This is a genomic window from Rhizobium fabae (genome assembly GCF_003985135.1).
Classification (GTDB): Bacteria; Pseudomonadota; Alphaproteobacteria; order Rhizobiales; family Rhizobiaceae; genus Rhizobium; species Rhizobium pisi.
In genome coordinates this window covers 446158-468559 of record NZ_ML133646.1, presented here as the reverse complement: position 1 = coordinate 468559, position 22402 = coordinate 446158, and the positions used below count along the sequence as shown (strand labels likewise).

At 60.0% G+C, this 22402-nt stretch carries 20 protein-coding genes; 16 read left to right on the top strand and 4 right to left on the bottom strand.

The genetic code is table 11. The features are described from left to right. The first annotated feature begins 20 nt into the window (after nt 1–20). From EFB14_RS05375 to lpxB, 9 genes are all read left to right on the top strand, one after another. Nucleotides 21–764, top strand: a complete 744-nt coding sequence (locus EFB14_RS05375) for an isoprenyl transferase (protein ID WP_126823359.1) — start codon at nt 21–23, stop codon at nt 762–764. Next, nucleotides 764–1594, top strand: a complete 831-nt coding sequence (locus EFB14_RS05370; RefSeq protein ID WP_126823357.1) for a phosphatidate cytidylyltransferase — start codon at nt 764–766, stop codon at nt 1592–1594. The genes EFB14_RS05375 and EFB14_RS05370 overlap by 1 nt, the downstream gene beginning before the upstream one ends. A 28-nt stretch (nt 1595–1622) precedes the next feature. Next, nucleotides 1623–2756 carry an RIP metalloprotease RseP gene (gene rseP / locus EFB14_RS05365; protein WP_126823355.1) on the top strand — a complete coding sequence of 378 codons (1134 nt, stop codon included), beginning with the start codon at nt 1623–1625 and terminating at the stop codon, nt 2754–2756. Nucleotides 2757–2952: 196 nt separating this feature from the next. Beyond that, nucleotides 2953–5292 (top strand): outer membrane protein assembly factor BamA, encoded by a 2340-nt coding sequence (bamA, locus tag EFB14_RS05360; RefSeq protein ID WP_126823353.1) that lies wholly within the window; start codon nt 2953–2955, stop codon nt 5290–5292. Nucleotides 5293–5342: 50 nt separating this feature from the next. Further along, complete coding sequence (gene lpxD / locus EFB14_RS05355; protein ID WP_126823351.1) at nt 5343–6410, top strand: UDP-3-O-(3-hydroxymyristoyl)glucosamine N-acyltransferase; 1068 nt, start codon at nt 5343–5345, stop codon at nt 6408–6410. Beyond that, a complete protein-coding gene (fabZ, locus tag EFB14_RS05350) occupies nt 6403–6870 on the top strand; it encodes a 3-hydroxyacyl-ACP dehydratase FabZ (protein WP_004678630.1) in 468 nt (155 codons plus the stop codon). Before lpxD ends, fabZ begins: the two co-directional genes overlap by 8 nt. Beyond that, nucleotides 6867–7685 carry an acyl-ACP--UDP-N-acetylglucosamine O-acyltransferase gene (gene lpxA / locus EFB14_RS05345; RefSeq protein WP_126823349.1) on the top strand — a complete coding sequence of 273 codons (819 nt, stop codon included), beginning with the start codon at nt 6867–6869 and terminating at the stop codon, nt 7683–7685. Before fabZ ends, lpxA begins: the two co-directional genes overlap by 4 nt. A gap of 3 nt (nt 7686–7688) precedes the next feature. After that, a complete protein-coding gene (locus EFB14_RS05340) occupies nt 7689–8570 on the top strand; it encodes an LpxI family protein (protein ID WP_126823347.1) in 882 nt (293 codons plus the stop codon). Next, nucleotides 8567–9736, top strand: coding sequence for a lipid-A-disaccharide synthase (gene lpxB, locus EFB14_RS05335; RefSeq protein WP_126823345.1), 1170 nt, complete (start codon nt 8567–8569; stop codon nt 9734–9736). Before EFB14_RS05340 ends, lpxB begins: the two co-directional genes overlap by 4 nt. A gap of 82 nt (nt 9737–9818) precedes the next feature. Here the strand turns inward: lpxB and gltA are convergent, their stop codons facing one another. After that, nucleotides 9819–11108 (bottom strand): citrate synthase, encoded by a 1290-nt coding sequence (gltA, locus tag EFB14_RS05330; RefSeq protein WP_125844800.1) that lies wholly within the window; start codon nt 11106–11108, stop codon nt 9819–9821. Between the two features lie 288 nt (nt 11109–11396). On the opposite strand from gltA, the gene EFB14_RS05325 reads away from it, so the two are divergent. Further along, on the top strand, nt 11397–13829 hold the full coding sequence (locus tag EFB14_RS05325) for a ComEC/Rec2 family competence protein (protein WP_126823343.1): 2433 nt from the start codon (nt 11397–11399) through the stop codon (nt 13827–13829). Here the strand turns inward: EFB14_RS05325 and lexA are convergent. The 3 genes from lexA to choX form a co-directional block, all read right to left on the bottom strand. Then, nucleotides 13810–14529 (bottom strand): transcriptional repressor LexA, encoded by a 720-nt coding sequence (gene lexA / locus EFB14_RS05320; RefSeq protein WP_125844796.1) that lies wholly within the window; start codon nt 14527–14529, stop codon nt 13810–13812. The two genes, EFB14_RS05325 and lexA, sit on opposite strands and share 20 nt — an antisense overlap. Nucleotides 14530–14878: 349 nt before the next feature. Then, entirely contained in the window at nt 14879–15697 is an 819-nt protein-coding gene (locus tag EFB14_RS05315; RefSeq protein WP_245438205.1) for an alpha/beta fold hydrolase, read from the bottom strand. 11 nt (nt 15698–15708) lie between these two features. Further along, nucleotides 15709–16647, bottom strand: coding sequence for a choline ABC transporter substrate-binding protein (gene choX / locus EFB14_RS05310; protein ID WP_126823339.1), 939 nt, complete (start codon nt 16645–16647; stop codon nt 15709–15711). A gap of 109 nt (nt 16648–16756) precedes the next feature. Here choX and betI point away from each other — a divergent pair, with 109 nt between their 5' ends. The 6 genes from betI (at nt 16757) to pdhA (ending at nt 22401) form a co-directional block, all read left to right on the top strand. Then, the gene (gene betI / locus EFB14_RS05305; protein ID WP_126823337.1) at nt 16757–17335 is read left to right on the top strand and encodes a choline-binding transcriptional repressor BetI; all 579 of its coding nucleotides are present in this window, start codon (nt 16757–16759) and stop codon (nt 17333–17335) included. Nucleotides 17336–17597: 262 nt separating this feature from the next. After that, the gene (locus EFB14_RS05300; RefSeq protein WP_126823335.1) at nt 17598–18494 is read left to right on the top strand and encodes a VOC family protein; all 897 of its coding nucleotides are present in this window, start codon (nt 17598–17600) and stop codon (nt 18492–18494) included. Further along, complete coding sequence (gene kdsA, locus EFB14_RS05295) at nt 18491–19336, top strand: 3-deoxy-8-phosphooctulonate synthase (RefSeq protein ID WP_126823333.1); 846 nt, start codon at nt 18491–18493, stop codon at nt 19334–19336. The genes EFB14_RS05300 and kdsA overlap by 4 nt, the downstream gene beginning before the upstream one ends. A gap of 140 nt (nt 19337–19476) precedes the next feature. Beyond that, nucleotides 19477–20751, top strand: coding sequence for a phosphopyruvate hydratase (gene eno / locus EFB14_RS05290; protein ID WP_126823331.1), 1275 nt, complete (start codon nt 19477–19479; stop codon nt 20749–20751). Nucleotides 20752–20889: 138 nt separating this feature from the next. Further along, the gene (locus tag EFB14_RS05285; RefSeq protein ID WP_125844781.1) at nt 20890–21210 is read left to right on the top strand and encodes an FtsB family cell division protein; all 321 of its coding nucleotides are present in this window, start codon (nt 20890–20892) and stop codon (nt 21208–21210) included. Between the two features lie 144 nt (nt 21211–21354). Next, entirely contained in the window at nt 21355–22401 is a 1047-nt protein-coding gene (gene pdhA, locus EFB14_RS05280; RefSeq protein ID WP_125844779.1) for a pyruvate dehydrogenase (acetyl-transferring) E1 component subunit alpha, read from the top strand. Nucleotide 22402 lies beyond the last annotated feature (1 nt).

Here is a 22402-nt window from a genome sequence, read left to right as displayed (position 1 = left end):
CGAGAAAGACCGGACGGGAAATGTCGGAATCTGCATTTGTAACTGTGCCAGAGCATGTTGCCATCATCATGGACGGCAATGGTCGTTGGGCCAAGCAGCGCGGCCTGCCGCGCACGATGGGCCATCGCAAGGGTGTCGAGACCGTGCGTGAGACGGTGCGCGCCGCTGGGGCCGTGGGCATCAAATATCTGACCCTCTTTGCCTTCTCCTCGGAGAACTGGCGCCGGCCCGAAGCCGAGGTCTCCGATCTGCTGGGTCTGCTCAAGGCATTCATTCGGCGCGACCTTGCCGAGCTTCATCGACAGAACGTGCGGATCAAGGTGATCGGCGACCGTCACAGTCTGCGAAGCGACATTCTCGGCCTGCTGCTCGAAGCCGAGGAAACGACCAAGGAGAATACGGCGCTGACGCTCGTCATCGCCTTCAACTACGGCTCGCGCGACGAAATCTCACGCGCTGTGGTGAGCCTGGCGAGAGACGTCGAAGACGGTCGCCTGAGGGCGCAGGACATCACGCCCGCGCTGATCAACGCCCGGCTCGACACGGCGGGTATCCCCGATCCGGATCTTATCATCCGCACCAGCGGCGAGGAGCGGCTTTCCAACTTCCTTCTCTGGCAGGCCGCGTATTCGGAATTCATCTTTCTTCCGGAGTATTGGCCGGATTTCAGCCCCGAGATCTTCCGCCAGGCGCTCGAAAAATTTGCCTCTCGCGATCGGCGCTTCGGCGGCCTGTCGTCGCAGGCGGCTGCGGTCGGCACCTGATGCAGAGGGAACTGAACCTCCGCATCGTTTCAGGACTGGTTCTTGCTGTCATCGTTCTTGCAGCCACCTGGTATGGCGGCCTTGCCTTCCGCGTTCTGGCGGCCGTAATCGGGCTGCTGATCTATTATGAATGGTCCAGGATTACCGGCATCGCGCGTGACTGGGTCGCCAATGTCGTCGGCTGGATCGGCGAGGCGGCGATCGCTTTTCTCGTGCTCGTCGGCAATTTCGAATTCGCCACCGGCATGCTGGTCGGCGTCACCGCCGTCGGCATCGCCCTGATCATCCTGCACGGCACGAGCCGCTGGTTTCCGGCGGGCTTGTTTTATGCCGGTGCTACCGGCCTGGCGCTCGCCGCGATCAGAAGCGATGATCGGCCCGGCCTCTACGCCATGCTTTTCGTCTTTGCCGTCGTCTGGGCAACCGATATCCTGGCCTATTTCGTCGGCCGGGCTCTTGGCGGGCCGAAGCTGGCGCCTTCGATCTCACCTGGAAAGACATGGTCGGGCGCAATCGGCGGCGCCGTTTCGGCGGTCGCAGCCGGCGTCGTTCTCGTGCATTTTCTCCTTCCCGGCGCTGAAATCATCGCCGCTTGCGTGGCGCTCGTTTTGTCGGTTTGCAGTCAGTCGGGTGATCTTTTCGAATCGTTCATCAAGCGAAAATTCGGGGTCAAGGATTCGAGCCGTCTCATTCCGGGGCATGGCGGCGTCATGGACCGGGTCGACGGACTGATTTTTGCCTGTTTTTCGGCGTTCTTGCTTGCTGGGCTTTTTTCCCTGATAAAGGGAAGCGGGATGACGTCGCTCGGTGCGGCATTGTTCGGCCTCTGATGACGCGGCAGCCTGACGGAAGAAACACATGGAAGCGGTGACTGGCATATTCGGATTTCTGACGGGCTATATCGTTCCCTTCGTCCTCGTGCTCTCGCTGCTCGTCTTCGTGCATGAGATGGGCCACTATCTCGTCGGGCGCTGGAGCGGCATCCGCATCCTCGCCTTTTCAGTCGGCTTCGGTCCCGAAATTTTCGGCTTCACCGACCGCCATGGAACCCGCTGGAAGATTTCGGTGATCCCACTCGGCGGTTACGTCCGGTTCTTCGGCGACGAGGATGCATCGAGCAAACCCGACGCCGATAAGCTCGCGGCCATGTCCGAGGAGGACAGGGCGCGCTCCTTTGCCGGCGCAAAGCTGTGGAAACGTGCGGCAACCGTCGCGGCAGGCCCGATTGCCAATTTTCTGCTGGCGATAGCCATCTTCACCATTCTTTTCGCGGTTTATGGCCGCACCGTCGCCGACCCCGTCGTAGCCGAGGTCAAGCCGGAGAGCGCGGCTGCCGCCGCCGGTATTCTTCCCGGCGATCTGCTGGTCGCCATCGACGGCGGCAAGGTCGAGACTTTCGACGACGTGCGCCGCTATGTCAGCATCCGCCCGAACCAGAAGATCGTCGTGACGATCGAGCGCGGCGGTCAGAAGCTCGACCTGCCGATGGTGCCGCAACGCACCGACATGACCGACCAGTTCGGCAACAAGATCGAGGTAGGCCTGATCGGCATCGTCACCAATCAGGAGGTCGGCCACTTCCGTCTGCAGACCTATACGCCGCTTCAGGCGCTGCGCGAGGGCGTGATCCAGACCCGGGATATCGTCACCGGCACCTTCAAATATATCGGCAATCTCCTCACCGGATCGATGCGGGCCGATCAATTGGGCGGGCCGATCCGCGTGGCGCAAGCTTCGGGCCAGATGGCTACGCTTGGTATAGGTGCGGTGCTGCAGCTCGCTGCGGTGCTTTCAGTTTCGATAGGATTGCTTAACCTGATGCCGGTTCCGGTACTTGATGGCGGCCACCTGATGTTCTATGCGGTGGAAGCGATCAGGGGAAAACCGCTGGGCTCCGCGGCCCAGGAAATTGCATTTCGCATTGGCTTGGCCATGGTACTTACATTGATGGTTTTTGCGACTTGGAACGACATTAGCGCGCTCATAGGATAAACGCGCAGGGTGAGGGAATTACTATTTATTTACGATGTTTCAAGGCTGTAGTGGCGAATGGGTCACGCTTGGAAATGAAGTAAACAGAAATTAACGACCTCCCTTGCTTGTATGTCAAAAGCGGGTAAAACGACACACGTGACCGGAATCGGGTTTTCCCGGGGACGGGGACGAGGGAAAAAAGGTAATAGGTGAAATGAAGGCTGGTTCAAAGTTTTTGAACGCAGTATCGGCGGTTGCGCTGTCTGCTAGTGTTGTTGCTTCGGGCGCAGGTGCTTTGACGTTCGTTTCCGCTACGGCCGCTGAGGCCGCGGTCATCCAGCGCATCGATGTGCGCGGCGCAAGCCGTGTCGGCGCGGAAGCCGTCCGGTCGAACCTTACGATCGCTCCCGGCAAGAGTTTTTCGAACACCGATATCGATAACTCCGTCAAGCAGCTCTACGGAACGGGTTACTTCTCCGACGTGAAGATCTCGGTTTCGGGAAGCACGCTCGTTGTCAACGTTCAGGAAGCCCAACTCGTCAATCAGGTCGTCTTCAACGGCAACCGCAAGATCAAGGACGACAAGCTCGCGACGCTCGTCCAGACCCATGCTGCCGGCCCCTATAGCGACACCCAGATCCAGTCCGACATCCAGGCGATCAAGGATGCCTATGCCGCCACCGGCCGCAGCGAAGTCGAAGTGACGACGCAGGTGGTGCCGCTCGGCGAAGGCCGCGTCAACCTCGCTTTCGTCATCAACGAGGGTGACCGCACCAAGATCGACGCGATCAATTTCGTCGGTAACAACGCTTACAGCGCCGGCCGCCTGGCTGCCGTCATCCAGACCAAGCGGTCGAACTTCCTTTCGTTCCTGACCCGCAAGGACGTCTACAACGATGACAAGCTCCACGCCGACGAAGAAGCGCTGCGCCAGTTCTATTACAATCGCGGCTATGCCGACATGCGCATCGTTTCTTCCGATGCCACCTTCGACGAGGCGACCAACAAATACACGCTTACCTTCAACATCGAGGAAGGGCAGCGTTACGACTTCGGGCCGGTGACCGTTCAGTCGACCGTTGAGGGCGTCGGCTCGGATCAGTTGCAGCCTCTCGTGCGCACGAAGGAGGGCCATGTCTACGACGCCAAGGAGGTGCAGAAGTCGATCGAAGCGATCTCCGATCAGGTGGCCTCTGCCGGTTATCCCTTCGCGCGCGTAACGCCGCGCGGTAACCGCGACCTCAACAACAACACGATCGGCGTCGAATATCTGGTTGACCAGGGCGAACGCGCCTATGTCGAGCGTATCGAAATTCGCGGCAACAGCCGCACGCGCGACTACGTCATCCGCCGCGAATTCGACATGAGCGAAGGCGATGCCTTCAATCAGCAGATGATCACCAAGGCCAAGCGTCGCCTTGAAGCGCTCGGTTACTTCTCGTCCGTCAATATCACCACCCAGCCGGGCAGCTCGCCGGACCGCGTCGTCGTGGTCGTCGACGTGCAGGATCAGTCGACCGGTTCGTTCGGTGTCGGCGCGGGTTATGCGGCTGGCGGTGACGGCCTGCTGCTCGAAGCATCGATCGAGGAAAAGAACTTCCTCGGCCGCGGCCAGTACATCCGCATCTCTGCCGGCGGCGGCGAAGAAGGTTCGCGCAGCTACGGCGTGAGCTTCACCGAGCCCTATTTCCTTGGCTATCGTCTCGCGGCAGGCTTCGACGTCAACCGCAGCGAAACGTCGAGCAACAGCAATTATGACTATGAGGAAACCAGTGTCGTCCTGCGCGTCACTGCGCCGATCACCGAAGATCTGGCGACGACCTTCCGTTATAACTACAAGCAGATGAAGTATGATGCGAGCAACAGCGATCTTGCCGACCTGTCCGCTCCATATCAGCACCTCGTCGAGGATAGCCCGTGGACACGTTCCTCCGTCTCGCAGACGCTGACCTACAACACGCTTGACGATATGATCCTGCCGCGTGAAGGCATCTATGCGACGGCGACACAGGAAATTGCCGGCCTCGGCGGCGACTCGCAATTCTACAAGATTTACGGCAAGGCTCGTTATTATCGTCTGCTCGCCGACGATGCCGATATCATCGGCTCGCTCTCCGCTGGTGCCGGTTATGTCGTCGGCTTCGGCGAGCACCTCAATGTCTTCGACCAGTTCACGCTGACCAACGGCGATATTCGTGGCTTTGAAAACAAGGGCATCGGCCCGCGTGTTTCGGGCAACAACGACGATCCATTGGGCGGTACGACTTATTTCACGGCATCGGCTGAAGCGACCTTCCCGATGCCCGGCTTCCCGCGCGATTTCAACCTGCGTGGCGCGGTCTTCGCCGACGCCGGCACGTTGTTCGGCAACGACGTTGACCTGAGGGGCGACGGCATCGATGGCGAAGATGCCTCCCTGCGCGCTTCCGTCGGCGTCGGTGTCGTCTGGCAGTCTCCCTTCGGTGCATTGCGTCTGGATTACGCGATCCCGGTTCTCAAGGAAGACTTCGACAAGACGCAGAACTTCAAGTTTGGCATCAACAACCAATTCTGATATCGGCAGTCCGGAACTGTAAGACTCAATTCCGTTCTGGAGCATTGCCGATGGAGCAAAACGTATTTTTTCTGCCCCATGAAGGTCTGAAGCTCGCTGAGCTGGCAGAGTTTCTTGGGGCGGAACTTGTCAATTCCGACCATGCCGATGTCATCGTCAGGTCCGTGGCCCCTATCAGTCGGGCACGGCCGGGGGATGTCTGTTATATCCTGTCGCGTCGCAGCCGCGATGAGCTGGCGACATGCGAGGCCTCGGCGGTGATCTGCGACAAGGCGCTCACCGACCTCGTGCCCGAGCATATCCCGGTCATCCTGTCGTCTAATCCGCATGCTGCTTTCGCCATGGCGGGTGGCCTGTTCTATCCCGCCGCATTGCGCCCTCAAGTCTTTTCGCCGGGTGAAAACGAGATCGCGCCAAGTGCAGTGATCGATCCGAGCGCAAAGCTCGAAAAGGGCGTGATCGTCGAGCCGATGGCCATTATCGGTGCGCATGCCGAGATCGGCGAGGGTACGCGCATCGGCGCGCACGCTGTCATCGGCCCGAATGTCAAGATCGGACGGGATTGTTCGATCGCTGCCGGCGCGAGCATTCTCTGCGCGCTGATCGGCAATGGCGTCATCATCCACAACGGCGTCCGCATCGGCCAGGATGGTTTCGGTTATGCGCCAGGTCCGCGCGGCATGATCAAGATCGTTCAGATCGGCCGGGTGATCATTCAGGACAACGTCGAGATCGGCGCCAATACCACGATCGACCGCGGCGCCATGGACGACACGGTCATCGGCGAGGGCACCAAGATCGACAACCAGGTGCAGATTGGCCACAACGTGCAGATCGGCCGCCATTGCGCCATCGTCGCCCAGGTTGGCATCGCCGGCAGCACGAAGATCGGCAATGGCGTGCAGATCGGCGGCCAGGTTGGCATCAAGGGGCATGTTACGATCGGTGACGGCGTGCAGATCGCCGCCAAAAGCGGTATCATGACCGATCTTGCCGCCGGCGGGCAATATGGCGGTGTACCTGCACGTCCGTTAAAAGACTATCTGAGAGAGGCCGCGCAGCAGGTGTCGAAGAGCAAGCTGCGCGGGAGGAACCCTGGAGGCAAGGAAAATGACTGAGGAAGCCACGACAACGCTTTCTTCGGCTGACATCATTGAAATCATGAAGCTGCTGCCGCATCGTTATCCGTTTCTCATGGTCGACAAGATCATCGAGATCGACGGTGACAACGCGGCGATCGGCATCAAGAATGTGACAGTGAACGAACCGCATTTCACGGGCCATTTTCCGGAATCTCCGATCATGCCGGGGGTCCTGCTGATCGAGGGCATGGCACAGACTGCGGGCGCAATCTGTGCCAAGAAGGAAGGCCAGCCGGGCAACCTCGTCTACTTCATGACCATCGAGAATGCGCGTTTCCGTAAGCCCGTCGTGCCCGGCGATCGCGTCGAATTCCATGTCAAGAAGCACAAGCAGCGCGGCAACATCTGGAAATTCCATTGCGACGCCAAAGTCGACGGTGCGCTTGTCGCCGAAGCCGATATCGGCGCGATGATCGTTCGTAAGGATCAGGCATGAGCAATATCGCCGAAAGCGCCCGTATTCATCCGATGGCCGCCGTCGATGACGGTGCTGTTATCGGTGAGGGCGTCAAGATCGGTCCCTTCTGCCATGTCGGGTCGCATGTCGTCCTGCATGCGAATGTCGAACTCTTGTCGAATGCTGTCGTCACCGGCCGCACTGTAATCGGCAAGGGCACGCGTATCTTCCCGATGGCCGTCATCGGCGGCGATCCGCAGAGCGTGCATCATGGCGGCGAGGAGACGACGCTGACGGTCGGCGCCAACTGCACGATCCGCGAAGGCGTGACGATGAACACCGGGACGGCCGATTTTGGCGGCCAGACGATCGTCGGCGACAACAACCTCTTCCTTGCCAATTCCCATGTCGCGCATGACTGCCGTGTCGGCAATCACGTGATCATGTCGAACAATGTCATGCTCGCCGGCCATGTCGTCATCGAGGATCGCGTCATCCTCGGCGGCGGATCGGCCGTTCACCAGTTCACCCGCGTCGGCCGCCAGGCCTTCGTCGGCGGTCTTTCGGCCGTGAGCTACGACGTCATTCCCTATGGCATGCTGAACGGCAATCCCGGCCTGCTGAGCGGCCTCAATGTCGTCGGCATGACGCGCGCCGGGATTGACCGCGCCGTCATCCACAGAGTGCGCCGCGCCTACAAGGCGATCTTTGAAGGGACGGCCTCCGTCCGCGAAAACGCCGCCGCCATTCGCGAGGAATATGCCGATTGCGAGCAGGTGATCCAGATCCTCGATTTCATCGCTTCCGATAGCGATCGCGCTCTGTCCTCACCCACCCGGGGGCAGAAAGGCTAGTCCGTGACTTTATCGGGCGACACCGCTGCAGGCCGGCTGGCGATCATCGCCGGCGGTGGCCTTCTGCCTTCCTATGTCGCCGAGGCTGCGCGTGCTGCCGGCGAAAATCCTGTTATCGTCGCGTTGAAGGACGAAAGCGATCGGCGCTGGGAAGGCTATGACCATGCCGTTGTCGGCATCGGGGATTTCGCAGCCCTCGATGGATTGTTCAACCGCTATGGCGTCGGCCGCGTCGTGATGTCGGGCAGCGTGCGCCGGCGGCCGGAATGGCGCGAGGTACGCCCGACGCTGCGCATTCTCATGAAGGTGCCGGCTGCCATCCGGACTCTGCTGTCCGGTGGCGATGATACGGTTCTGCAGATGGTGATCCGGCTGATCGAAGGAAATGGCCGGCGCGTCGTTGGCGCCCATGAGATTGCCCCCGACCTTCTGGCTGCCGTCGGCCCGCTTGGCGCAGTGGCGCCCGGAGAGGAAGACCGGCGCGATATCGCTCGCGCGGCCGAAGCCGCCGAGATGCTCGGCCGGCTTGATGTCGGGCAGGGCGCCGTCAGCATCGGCGGGCGGGTCGTTGCGATGGAGGGTCTTGAAGGTACCGATGAGATGCTCGAGCGCGTGACAGGTCTCAGAGCAGCCGGGCGGATCTCGCCGCGCCGCCGGGGCGCGCTCGTCAAGCTTTGCAAGCCGCAGCAGGATATCCGCGCCGATCTGCCTGCGATCGGCGCTTCCACCGTCTTCAATGCAAAAAAGGCTGGTCTTGCCGGCATCGCCGTCGAGGCCGGCCGCTCGCTGGTGCTCGATCGCGCCGGCGTCATCCGGGCCGCCAACGAGGCCGGGCTTTTCGTCTGCGGCATCGATCGCGGCCTGCCAGCATGGGGGCTAGAATGAACGGGACGCCGCTGAAGGTTGCCGTCATCGCCGGTGAGGTGTCGGGCGATCTGCTCGGTGCCGACCTCATTGCCGCCCTGAAGCGCATTCATGCTGGACCGGTGGAACTCGTCGGCGTCGGCGGCGAGGGGCTGCAGGCCGAAGGCTTGAGATCCCTGTTTGACTTCTCCGAGCTGTCTATCATGGGCATCACCCAGGTGCTGAGCCGGCTGCCGAGGCTGTTTAGCCTGATCCGCAAAACGGCGGCGGCAATCGTCGCCGCAAGGCCGGATGTCCTTCTCATCATCGACAGCCCCGATTTCACCCATCGCGTCGCAAAGCGAGTTCGCACCGCGCTGCCTGATCTGCCGGTGGTCAACTATGTCTGCCCGAGCGTCTGGGCCTGGAAGGAATACCGTGCCACGCGCATGCTCGGCTATGTCGATCACGTGCTCGCCGTTCTTCCCTTCGAGCCGGCGACGATGCGCGCACTCGGCGGCCCGGCAACGACCTATGTGGGGCATCGCCTGATCGCCGACCCGGCCCTGCTGGAGACCCGGCGCCTGCGTGCCGGGAGACAGCCCGGCAACGGTGCGATCCTTCTTCTTCCCGGCTCGCGTTCTTCCGAAATCAAGAAGCTTATGCCTTATTTCGAGGCTGCCACGAATGAACTTGTCGCCCGCAATGGGCCGATGCGCTTCATTCTGCCGACGGTGACGCACAAACAGGCGCTTGTCCGCGAAATGACCGCGGGATGGGCGGTAAAGCCGGAGATCGTTATCGGTGCAGAGGCAAAATGGAAGGCCTTCGCTGAAGCCGATGCAGCCATGGCGGCGTCTGGAACCGTTATTCTCGAACTGGCGCTTGCCGAGGTTCCCGTCGTCTCCGCCTACAAGGTCGACTGGATCATGCGCATGCTGACGTCAGGCATCAAGACCTGGACCGGCGCGCTACCAAACCTGATTGCCGATTACGCGATCGTGCCGGAATATCTGAACGATGTCGTCCGCGGCGCAAGCCTGGCACGCTGGATGGAAAGGCTGTCAGCGGACACCAGCCAGCTCAAGGCGATGACGGAAGGCTACGAACTCGTCTGGCAACGGATGCAGACCGAAAAGCCGCCCGGCGAGCATGCCGCCGAAATTCTTCTCGACGTCCTGAAAAAGAAAAAACCCGGCCGTTTCTGACCGGGTTTTCTTTTTTTGCGATCGCATCGGTCCGAAAATCAGAGAGTTTCGGACCGATGCGTGAATTCAAAGTGTTAAGCGATCAGCGCTTCGAAACCGGGATGTAATCACGCTTCGGTTCGCCGATATAAAGCTGACGCGGACGGCCGATGCGCTGTTCCGGATCCTCGATCATCTCGTTCCACTGCGCGATCCAGCCGACGGTGCGGGCGAGCGCGAAGAGCACGGTGAACATAGTCGTGGGGAAGCCGAGCGCCTTCAGCGTGATGCCGGAATAGAAGTCGATATTCGGATAGAGCTTCTTCTCGATGAAGTATTCGTCGGTGAGCGCGATGCGCTCCAGCTCCATCGCCACTTCGAGCAGCGGATCGTCCTTGATGCCGAGTTCGCCGAGCACTTCATGCGTGGTCTTCTGCATGATCTTGGCGCGCGGATCGTAGTTCTTGTAGACGCGGTGGCCGAAGCCCATCAGGCGGAACGGATCGTTCTTGTCCTTGGCGCGGGCGATATATTCCGGAATATGGTCGACCGTGCCGATCTCATGCAGCATGTTGAGCGCTGCTTCGTTGGCGCCGCCGTGAGCGGGCCCCCAGAGGCAGGCAATGCCGGCGGCGATGCAGGCGAACGGATTGGCGCCCGACGAACCGGCGAGGCGGACGGTCGAGGTCGAGGCGTTCTGCTCGTGATCGGCATGCAGGATGAAGATGCGGTCCATGGCGCGGGCGAGTACCGGATTGACCACATATTCCTCGCACGGAACGGCAAAACACATGCGCAGGAAGTTCGACGCATAGTCGAGGTCGTTCTTCGGGTACACGAAGGGCTGGCCGATGTGATACTTGTAGGCCATGGCGGCAAGCGTCGGCATCTTGGCGATCATGCGCAGGCTGGCGACCATGCGCTGGTGCGGATCGGTGATATCCGTCGAGTCGTGATAGAAGGCCGACAGCGCGCCGACGCAGCCGCACATGACGGCCATCGGATGCGCATCGCGGCGGAAACCGGTGAAGAAGCGGCTCATCTGCTCGTGCACCATGGTGTGGTGCGTGACGCGATAATCGAAATCCTTCTTCTGCACGGCCGTCGGCAGTTCGCCGTAGAGGAGCAGGTAGCAGACTTCGAGGAAGTCGCCATGCTCGGCGAGCTGCTCGATCGGATAGCCGCGATGCAGCAGCACGCCTTCGTCGCCGTCGATGTAAGTAATTTTCGATTCACAGGATGCGGTCGAGGTAAAACCCGGATCGTACGTGAAGGAAGCGGTGTTCTTGTACAGGGCACCGATATCGATGACGCTTGGGCCGATCGTGCCGCTCTTGACGGCAAGGTCGACTGATTTGTCACCGATTTTTATTGTAGCGCTTTGATCCGTCATGCTGATCCTCCGAAATGTCGGTAGCGCCTTAAAAGCGCCATAGGGGTTAAGCGTCCTCACCGATAGCTATATGATCGCGAGGCTAATGCCAAGTTACCGTGATGGCATTTTGTGCATTGCGGCATCACCTTTTAGGCACTGCAGCGATGAGCCGCACGCATAACGGAAGCCGATGATTCGACTGGACTTTTGGCGCCCGTGATTTCCCCTCATATTTCAATCGATTATTCTTGCCGGATCTGATTGGAGGTTGCATTCTGGCCGCCTTCGGGATGCCTTGGGCGGTGCATGCAGGACTTGACGACAGTCGAATTGCGGCGGGAAACAGGCGCAGGCATTGCCGGCTCCTCGGGTCTTTCCGCGCCTGTCGAGACGACGCTACCGGCAAGGACGCAGTCGGCGACGCCGTTGCGTCATCGGCTGCCTGTTATAACTGCCCGATCGATGCGTGCCTCCGTCCGCATGCTGGGAGAGGAAGCGGACCATGGTCGCCTGCTGCTTTTCTCGCCGGTCTTCCTCGGCGCCGGGGCGGCCTTCTGGTTTCTCGCGGCATCGGATTTTCCGGTCGTCGCATTGCTGCTCTGTCTGCTGGTGCTGGCGATCGCGGTGCTTGTCACCACTCATAGCCGGGCGGCATTGCGGGCAACGTTCGTCGCACTTGCGCTCGTGGTTTGCGGCATGCTCTCAGCACAGTTCGAGACGTGGCGTGCCTCGACGGTGATCCTCGATTCATCAGTAACGACGACAGTGACCGGCCGGGTCGAACGACGCGAAGGCGACGGTCGCGGGCGGTACCGCTACATTCTTGCAGTTATGCGCACTGAGGCGCCCGAGGTGAAGCGACCGCCGGAACGGATCACCGCGATCGTCCGCGGCGCGGACACGCCTTTCGAGATCGGCGATATCATAACTGGCAGGGCGCGGTTGACGCCGCCGGCAGGTCCCGCACTTCCCGCGCTCAACGATTTCTCCTTCGGGGCTTATTTCGACGGCATCGGCGCCAACGGTTTCTTCTACGGCGCGCCTGACAGGGTCGATTTGCCGACGGGGCCTGCGGCTGCGCGATCGACGTCGGAGGCTCTGCTCGAATGGCTCTATCGGCTGCGCAGCCGCATCGGCGACCGCATACGCTCTATTCTGCCCGGCGACACAGGCGCTTTTGCCGCCTCTCTTGTCACCGATGAGAGACGGGCGATCTCGGACCAAACTACGGAAGCCCTACGGCAGTCTGGCCTTGCGCACATCATCGCGATTTCCGGCCTCAACATGGCACTGTCGGCCGGCATTTTCTTCGTCGGCCTGCGCATGATCTTCAGCCTGATTCCGGGCATTGCTCAAGCCTGGCCGACAAAGAAGATCGCCGCCGCCGGCGCGCTCCTAGCTGTGACGGCCTATTATATGATCTCGGGCTTTGCCGTCTCCGCCGAACGCGCCTTTATCATGATGGCGATTATGCTGATCGCCGTCTTCTTCGACCGGCCTTCGATCAGTCTCAGGAACGTCGCGCTTTCCGCTCTCGTAATCCTTGCCGTCTCGCCATCAGAGGTGCTGGGGCCGAGTTTCCAGATGTCCTTTGCCGCTACGCTTGCGCTGGTTGCGGGCTACGACCTCTGGAAAATGCGGCCGATGCGGGAGAACGCCTTCGCCAAGCTGCCGATCATGAAACCCTTCTTAATGGTTGGCGGCTTCTTCGGCGGAATTTTGCTGACCTCATTGATCGGCGGTTTCTCGACCGCGCTGTTTTCCATCGAGCATTTCCATCGCCTGACCGCCTATGGGCTGCCGGCAAATCTCGCAGCCATGCCGGTGATCTCCTTTGTTGTCATGCCATTCGGCATGATCGCGATGCTGCTGATGCCCTTTGGCCTGGACGGTTGGGCATGGCAGGTCGCAGGCACTGGGCTCGATCTGGTGATCGCAATTGCAAACACGGTATCCGGCTGGGGCGGCAATGTAGACGTGGGCCGTTTGTCCGGTTGGTATTTCCCGACGGCTGTCTTCGGCTTTCTCTTGCTGACATTGCTCAAAACCCGCCTGCGGCACATTGGAACGGCAATCGTCGCGATTTCCACGCTGGCTGTCGTGATGCTGCCGTCAGAGGCGGCCCCCAACGTCACCATTGCCGAAGACGGCGGTCTGGTCGCTATCGTCGATGGCGAGACGATGGCTTCGAACCGCACGAAGCCACCAGCTTTTATCTTCGAACAATGGAAACGCGCGCTTGCCATCGAAGAACACCGCCAGCCGGTGATGGTTGGGATGAGCAACGCGCCTGCTGCGCCTCAAGGCAAAAGGCTGCAACTCTCGCCGGATCAGCAGAATGACGCCCGAGAGGCGATGAGACAGGCGATCGCCACCAACCCACCGTCACACTTTTCCTGCCTGAAGGCCGCCTGGTGCACCACCCTACTTGATAATGGAAAGACACTGACTGTCATCGACAATGTCGCCTATCTCGGACCGGCTTGTGATACAGCTGATATCGTCGTCACACCGGTCCGCTTGCGCTTTGACCGCTGCCGTTCCGGCGCGCTGCTCTTTACGGGCGAGACGCTGCGCAAGACAGGGGCGGTCGAGCTTCGCTTTACCGAAAGGGGGATCGAGGTTGCAACGGCATTCGACACATTGCTGCGACCTTGGATGCGCCACCGCGCCTATGATTGGCGCAGCGACAGCTTTGCAGATTCCGGCAAAGCTGATCTCAATGATAGCGGCGAATGAGCCCGACGAGTTTGCCCTGAACCTTGACGCGATCCGGCCCGAAGATACGGGTCTCGTATGCCGGGTTGGCCGCTTCCAGCGCGATCGAGGCGCCCTTGCGGCGGAAGCGCTTCAGCGTCGCTTCCTCGTCATCGACGAGGGCAACGACGATGTCGCCGGGACTGGCGGTGCTGCCGTTGCGGATGATCACGGTGTCGCCATCGAAGATGCCGGCATCGATCATCGAATCGCCCTTGACCTCCAGCGCATAATGTTCGCCGGAACCGAGCATGTCGGCCGGAACGGTGATGTCGTGCGTGTTGTTCTGGATCGCCGAGATCGGAACGCCGGCGGCGATTCGACCCATGACCGGTACGGAGATCGAGTTGCCGTTTTCGGCGACGGGCTTCACGGAAGCGGGAGGGGCGACCGGCTGGGGTTTGCCGAGACTGCCCTCGATGACGCTCGGCGAAAAGCCGCGCCGAGGCTGGATGCTGGGGCTATAGGCCTCCGGAAGCTTGATGACCTCGAGCGCGCGGGCCCGGTTCGGTAGGCGGCGAATGAAACCTCGTTCTTCGAGCGCCGTGATCAGGCGGTGGATGCCGGATTTGGAGGCGAGATCCAGGGCATCCTTCATTTCGTCGAAAGACGGAGGAACGCCGGATTCCTTCATGCGCTCATGAATGAAAAGGAGAAGCTCCTGTTGTTTGCGCGTGAGCATCGACGTCAGACCCCGTGATTGAAACAAATCCAGAACAGACACTATATGTTCCATATGTGTTCCGCAAGTAGCTAAATTTCCGTAAAACAGGAGGCAAAAAATTGCTTTGGAATGGCGACGAGACGGCAATTCAGAATTATTCGAGAATGTAGTCAGGTAATGCGTCATTCTTTGGCAACTGATAGTTGCATGGCGGCCTGCCTAGCAAAGTTTGGCGATGACACACCTTTGCGGTCGAGCATATTTCGGTTCGTGAAGGATAGGAAGCGGACTGGAATATCGCCTGCTGAACCTTCCGGGACGATCCCACTTGATTGCTCAAGCCGCGCATTCTCAGAGAGGAAGCTTTTCAGGCAAAAGCGACGTGAAAGAAATCGCGGAGAACCACCGAGACCTTTTCGGGATCCTCCCAGTGCGGGTTATGTCCAAATCCTTCCATCAGGACCGATTGTGCTTTCGAGAGCGCATCTTCGAGCGCCAGCCGGTGACCCGCGTCGAACAGCGCATCCTCGCTACCACCGATGCAAAGCACGGGCATTCTGACCTGTGCCGCGGCCTCCGTCAGATCGAGTGTGGAAAAACAGGCCAGAATACCATGCCAGATCTCTGCCGAAATGGCTGCTGCCTCACGGCTGATCGGGGCGAGGAAACTTGGATCGACTGGATGCGGGCAGGCGTGCCAGAGATCGAAAAATGGATCGCCGGGATCGATCGGATCGCAAAGCCCAAGGATTCCGTCCGTGACTGGATCGCGCTGCGGAAAGGCCGGGCGCACCGTGCCGGAAATCGTGACCAGTGCGACAACAACGTCGGGCAGCCGGGCAGTAAGGTCGATACCGATCATGGCTCCCATCGAATGGCCAATGACCGCGAAGCGCTCAACAGAGAGAGCCGCCATCAGCGCAACGATGGCATCGGTGAAATCCGCGACGGTCATGCCTGCCCCGACCACGGAGCCTCCATGGCCGGGCAAATCCGGGATGATAAGTCGGTAGCCGCAAAGCCACGGCTCCAATAGCGAAAAGCTACGGCTGGAATCCGAGTAGCCGTGCAGCAGCAGTAGCGTCGGCCCCGAACCACCGGTATCAATATATGCGAGTGACTGCCCCTCAGTAAGGGGCAGCATGCGCTTGCGGGCCGTCCAGCCGTTTTGATCGACGACACTCATCAAAAACGGGCTCACAGCGCGAGCTTAGCTTTCACAGCCTCAAGCCCCGGTTTGCCGTCGAGGGTCGTCACACCATCCAGCCAGGCATCGAGACGTCGCGGTTCGCTGACGATGGCTTTCAGGCCAGCCTCCTCCGGAGCCAGCCCATCCGCCATGAGATAACCCATGCCTCTGTTTTCGAAATCGACGTCGAAAGTCAGGTTTTGCAGCAGTTTTGCGACGTTGGGGCATTCCTGAAGGTAACCCTTGCGTACCTGCGTCGAGACCGTGGCTGCGCCGAAATCCGGTCCGTAGAACTTGTCCCCACCGGTCAGGTATTTGATATCCAGCTCGGTATTCATCGGATGCGGCGCCCAACCCTGGAAGACTATGAAGGCTTTGTTCTTTGCGTGGCGTTTGACCTCGGCGAGCATGCCCTGTTCGCTGGATTCGACAACATCCCAGCCGGAAAGACCGAGCGTCTGATCCTGGACCGCGTCCAGCATCAACTGGTTCGAGCCAGGCTCGATGCCGTAGAGCTTCTTTTCGAACTGATCGGGGAATTTCTGCAGGTCGGCGAAATCTTTGACGCCGGCGTCCCAGACGTAGGTCGGGACGGCAAAGGTGTATTTCGCGCCCTTCAGATTGGTCACGACGTTCTCAACTGAGCCGTCCTCCTTGTAGGGCTTGTAGTAGGCGACCATGGCAGGGTCCCAATAGCCAAGAAAGACGTCGAGATCCTTGTTTTTCAAGCTGAGATAGATGACGTCGATGCCGAGCAGCGAGCTTCGCGGCTCGTATCCCAGGGCCTTCAAAAGAGTGAGGCCGACGCCAGTGGTGAAGGCGAGATCGTTCCAGCCGGGCTCTGCCATGCGGATCACTTTGCAGCTTTCCGGATCGGCGGCGAAAGCCGGCATGGCTACGGCACTGAGGAGTATGGAAAGAACGCCTGTCTTCAGATGCTGAATCATTGCATGTCCCCTTTTATTGACCTTTGGGTTATTTAATTGTCCCATAGGTCAATAATTGATCTTTACGGAAGAATTGTCAATGATGGAGACAAGATGAACGGGCACGAGCATGAAACTGACTAAGATCAGCGCGATCCGGCGCAAGGAGCTACGACAGGCGGCCTTCGAGGTGCTGCAGCAAGAAGGCATGGCGGGCGCGACGTTGGAGAAGGTGGCCGCCCATGCCGGTGCCTCCAAAGGCATCGTGCTGCACTATTTTCGAAGCAAGCAGGAGCTCTTCGAGCATGCGATGCGCGAGGCGAATCTTTCACTCAGTGAAGCGGTGAACGCTCGGCTGAAACAGGCGACGACGCCTCGCGAGCGACTGGAGGCGATCATCGAAGGCAATTTCGAGGAGCGTTTCTTCCGACCTTCTATCTGCCACGCCTGGCTTTCTCTTTGCGCCGAGGTTCCGCGCGAGCCGCAGCTCGCCCGCATCCAGAAGGTGATCCATGCCCGCATGCGTTCCAACCTGATGTCGGCGCTGGTCCATCTTCTGCCACGTGCCGAATGCGAGGCCGTGGCGCTGGCGATCACAGCGCTGATCGATGGGCTCTGGCTGCGGGCCGGCTTGCAATCGGAAGGCCTGACCCGAGATATAGCCCTCAATCAGATGCGCGAATATTTGAAATACCGCATCCCACGCTGAATCGGTGCTGGGCGCGCTAGGTGAGGCAAGCGCCTAGCGGTGGCTAAGCAAATCTCCTTGGTGTGAACATGATGCACGGCCTACAAGAGCATCGGCTGCGGCGTTGTAGGATCAAATCTTGCATTCGTTGCGTCCGCTCGACTTGTCTTGGTAGAGGGCCAAGTCGGCCTTGTAGCAAGTTTTCGACTTCGCCGGATTGGCAGGCAGGCCTTGCCTAGAAGGCAGTGGTGTCACACATCTCTGCCGTGTCAGGGAGGGTTTCATGAACGCGCATTCCGCCAAACCGCATCCGCTGGATCATGTCGTGCTGTCCGTCGTCAATATCGATCTGGCGCGCGAGAGGCTCGGCAAGCTCGGCTTCACCGTCGCTGCCGATGCGCGCCATCCCTTCGGAACGGAGAATGCCTGCGTCTTCTTTGCCGACAAGACCTATCTGGAGCCGCTCGGGATTGCGAGCGTTGAGGAGAGCGAGGCGTCGGCACGGCGCGGCAACGTCTTCACCGCCCGCAACCGGGCCTTCCGCTTTCGTTGCGGCGAGGAGGGGCTTTCGGCGGTGGCCTTCGCCACCAAGGATGCTGGTTTCGATCATCGGAATTTTGTCGGCAACGGATCGAGCGCCGGCGAGATGCTGCAGTTCAGCCGGCCGATGACGATGCCTGATGGTTCGGAGAGTATTGCCGGCTTCAAGCTGGCTTTTGCCGGCGATCTGCGCGCGCCCGATTTCTTCCTTTTCGCCGTCGAACGCGTCAATCCGCTGCCGTCGGACCGCAGTGTGCTGGAGGCGCATGCCAATGGCGTGACCGGCATTGCCGAGGTGGCGCTCTGTGCGCCGGAGCCCGCCGCATTCTCCGCCTATGTCAACCTCGCGGTGGCGCAATCGGCTGTGGAGAAGACGGGTTTCGGCGTCAATATCGCAGCGTCGAATGCCAAAATCAGCCTGATGACGCCGGAAGGGCTGGAAGCCTATTTCGAGATTGCCGTCTCAGCGGCCGAGCGCGGCCTGCGCGGTCGGGCGATCCTCTTCAATGTCAGCGATCTTGCCGTGACAGAAGCGCATTTGGCTGCTAACGGGGTGACCTATACGCGCAAGAACAATCGCATTCTGGTGAAGCCCGCGCCCGGCCAGGGCGCGCTCTTCGCCTTCGAGGAAACACGATGAGCACGAATACCAATTCCGAAGTCAAGATCGGCCAAGGCGACGGCCAGGTCACCTTTTCCAATACCGGCCGTCTCTCGCTGATCGCCGGCCCCTGCCAGATGGAGAGCCGCGACCATGCCTTCATGGTGGCAGGCACGCTGAAGGAGCTTTGCGGAAAGCTTGGCATCGGCCTTGTCTACAAGAGCTCCTTTGACAAGGCGAACCGCACGTCACTCTCGGCTGAACGCGGCATCGGGCTTGAAAAGGGCATGGAGGTCTTTGCCGACCTGAAGAAGGAATTCGGCTTTCCCGTCATCACCGACGTCCATACCGCCGAGCAATGCGCGGAGGTGGCAAAGACCGTCGATGTCCTGCAGATCCCGGCCTTTCTCTGCCGCCAGACCGACCTTCTCATCGCCGCCGCCAAGACCGGCCGCGTCGTCAACGTCAAGAAGGGCCAGTTCCTCGCCCCCTGGGATATGAAGAACGTCCTGAAGAAGCTCAACGCCAGCGGCAATCCGAATGTGCTTCTGTGCGAGCGCGGCGCTTCCTTCGGCTACAACACACTGGTCTCCGACATGCGTTCGCTGCCGATCATGGCGGCGATGGGTGCGCCTGTGATTTTCGATGCGACCCATTCCGTGGCGCAGCCGGGCGGGCAGGGCGATTCCTCCGGTGGTCAGCGGGAATTCGTCGAAACGCTGGCGCGCGCGGCGGTGGCCGCCGGCATTGCGGGCGTCTTCCTCGAAACCCATCAGGATCCGGACAATGCGCCTTCCGACGGACCGAACATGGTCTATCTCAAGGACATGCCGCGGCTCCTCGAAAAGCTCCTTGCCTTCGACGCCGTCGCCAAGAGCTGACAGTCAAAAGCCTGACATGATCGTGCTATAGCCACGATTGGATACGCAATCGAAGGTGCCCATTGCAGCATTGTAATTTGCGCACCTTCGATTAAGACAGGTTCCGAACGACTTATCACCCACCCGAGCAGGAAGAACCCATGACTGCAATCACCGATATCATTGCCCGCGAGATTCTCGATAGCCGTGGCAACCCCACCGTCGAAGTCGATGTCTATCTCGAAGACGGCAGCATGGGCCGCGCGGCGGTTCCCTCGGGCGCTTCGACGGGCGCGCATGAGGCGGTCGAGCTGCGCGACGGCGGCAAGCGCTACCTCGGCAAGGGCGTCCAGAAGGCGGTTGATGCCGCCAACACCGAGATCTTCGACGCGATCGGCGGCATCGATGCCGAAAACCAGATCCAGATCGACAATATCATGATCGAGCTGGACGGCACGCCGAACAAGTCGCGTCTCGGCGCCAACGCCATCCTCGGCGTGTCGCTCGCAGTCGCCAAGGCTGCCGCCCAGGCCTCCGGCCTGCCGCTCTACCGTTATGTCGGCGGCGCTTCCGCGAGCCTGCTGCCGGTGCCGATGATGAACATCATCAACGGCGGCGCCCATGCCGACAATCCGATCGATTTCCAGGAATTCATGATCCTGCCGGTCGGCGCCGATACGATCGCCGAAGCCGTGCGCATGGGTTCGGAAGTCTTCCATACGCTGCGCAAGGAACTTGCGGCACAGGGCCACAACACCAATGTCGGCGACGAAGGCGGTTTCGCACCAGGCCTGAAGAGCGCGCCCGAGGCCCTCGACTTCATCATGAAGTCGGTCGAGAAAGCCGGCTACAAGCCGGGTGAAGACATCTACCTCGGCCTCGACTGCGCCTCGACGGAATTCTTCAAAGACGGCAAGTACGTTCTCGAAGGTGAAGGCCGCACGCTCGAATCGGGCGCCATGGCCGAATATCTGGCCGAACTCGCCGCCAAGTACCCGATCATCTCGATCGAAGACGGCATGGCCGAAGACGACTGGGATGGCTGGAAGACCCTGACCGACCTTACCGGCAAGAAGACCCAACTCGTCGGCGACGATCTCTTCGTCACCAACTCCGCCCGTCTTCGCGACGGCATCCGCATGGGCGTCGCCAACTCGATCCTCGTCAAGGTCAACCAGATCGGCTCGCTGACGGAAACGCTCGACGCGGTCAACACGGCGCACAAGGCAGCCTACACCGCCGTCATGTCGCATCGCTCCGGCGAAACGGAAGATTCGACCATCGCCGATCTCGCGGTCGCCACCAACTGCGGCCAGATCAAGACCGGCTCGCTGTCGCGTTCCGACCGTCTTGCCAAGTACAACCAGCTGATCCGCATCGAGGAAGGCCTCGGTCCCCAGGCCCAGTACGCCGGCCGCTCGATCATCCGCGGCTGATCGAATCTGATTTTCAAAAGTTTGACCCGCGCCGTCCATCGGCGCGGGTTTTTTGTTGCTCTTTTTTAGAGTCAACGAACGGTTAATCTCTGCGCGGTAGATTGAACGAATTGGTAATGCGTTCAAGAGCATGCGTGTATGTGGACAAAGCATCATAAGAAGAGAAGAATCGGTCGCTTCGTCATTCCGGCCATGACGGTCGCCTTCCTTTCCTACTTCGGCTATCATTGCATCCATGGCGATTACGGCTTGCGCGCCACGGAGGCGTTCGAGCATCAGCGTATCGCGCGCGAAAAAGAGCTTGCAGTCCTGAAGGCGAAGCGCGAACATCTGGAAAGTCAGGTCGCGCTGCTCAGCGACGGCTCGCTCGACAAGGACATGCTGGACGAAAAGGCGCGTTACCAGCTTAATATGTCGCGCGCAGACGAGATCGTCATATTCAATCACTATTCAAATTAACTGGAATTAGGTTAATTCTAATTCTCATATGTATTTCAATGATTTAACTCAGAATATGAGCCATGCAATTATGGCATTGCTGTGGTCATATTTCTTCCCTATGGTACGCGGCACCGAGAACCGACAAACCATAGGGAGGGTTGAATGGCGCCGCGAAAGACCGCGACGGTTTCCAGCCGCAAGACAGCAGCAAAACCTACAGCGAAAGCATCGAATGGCGGCCCGGTAGCCGACTTCGACCGCGATGAGGAGCTCAAGGCCTATCGCGAGATGCTGCTGATCCGCCGCTTCGAGGAGAAGGCCGGTCAGCTTTACGGCATGGGTTTCATCGGCGGTTTTTGCCATCTCTACATCGGTCAGGAAGCTGTTGTCGTCGGCATGCAGATGGCGCAGAAGGAAGGTGACCAGGTCATCACCGCCTATCGCGACCACGGCCATATGCTGGCGACCGGCATGGAAGCGCGCGGCGTCATGGCGGAGCTGACGGGCCGCCGCAGCGGCTATTCCCACGGGAAGGGCGGCTCGATGCACATGTTCTCGAAAGAAAAGCATTTCTACGGCGGCCACGGCATCGTTGGCGCCCAGGTCTCGCTCGGAACCGGTCTTGCCTTCGCAAACCGTTACCGCGGCAACGATAATGTCTCCGTCGCCTATTTCGGTGATGGCGCCGCCAACCAGGGCCAGGTCTACGAGAGTTTCAACATGGCGGCTCTCTGGAAGCTGCCGATCGTTTATATCGTTGAAAACAACCGTTACGCCATGGGCACTTCGACCGCGCGCGCCACTGCGCAATCGAACTATTCGCTCCGTGGATCCGGCTTCGGCATCCCCGGCATCCAGGTCGATGGCATGGACGTTCGCGCCGTCAAGGCGGCTGCCGACGAGGCGTTCGAACATTGCCGCTCGGGCAAGGGGCCGATCATTCTCGAAATGCTGACCTATCGCTATCGCGGTCACTCCATGTCCGATCCGGCGAAGTATCGCTCCAAGGACGAAGTGCAGAAGATGCGCTCCGAGCACGACCCGATCGAGCAGGTGAAGGCACGCCTCATCGAAAAGGGCTGGGCTTCCGAAGACGATCTGAAGGCGATCGACAAGGATGTCCGCGATATCGTTGCCGACAGCGCCGACTTCGCCCAGGCCGATCCGGAGCCGGATGCATCCGAGCTCTACACCGACATTCTGCTCTAAT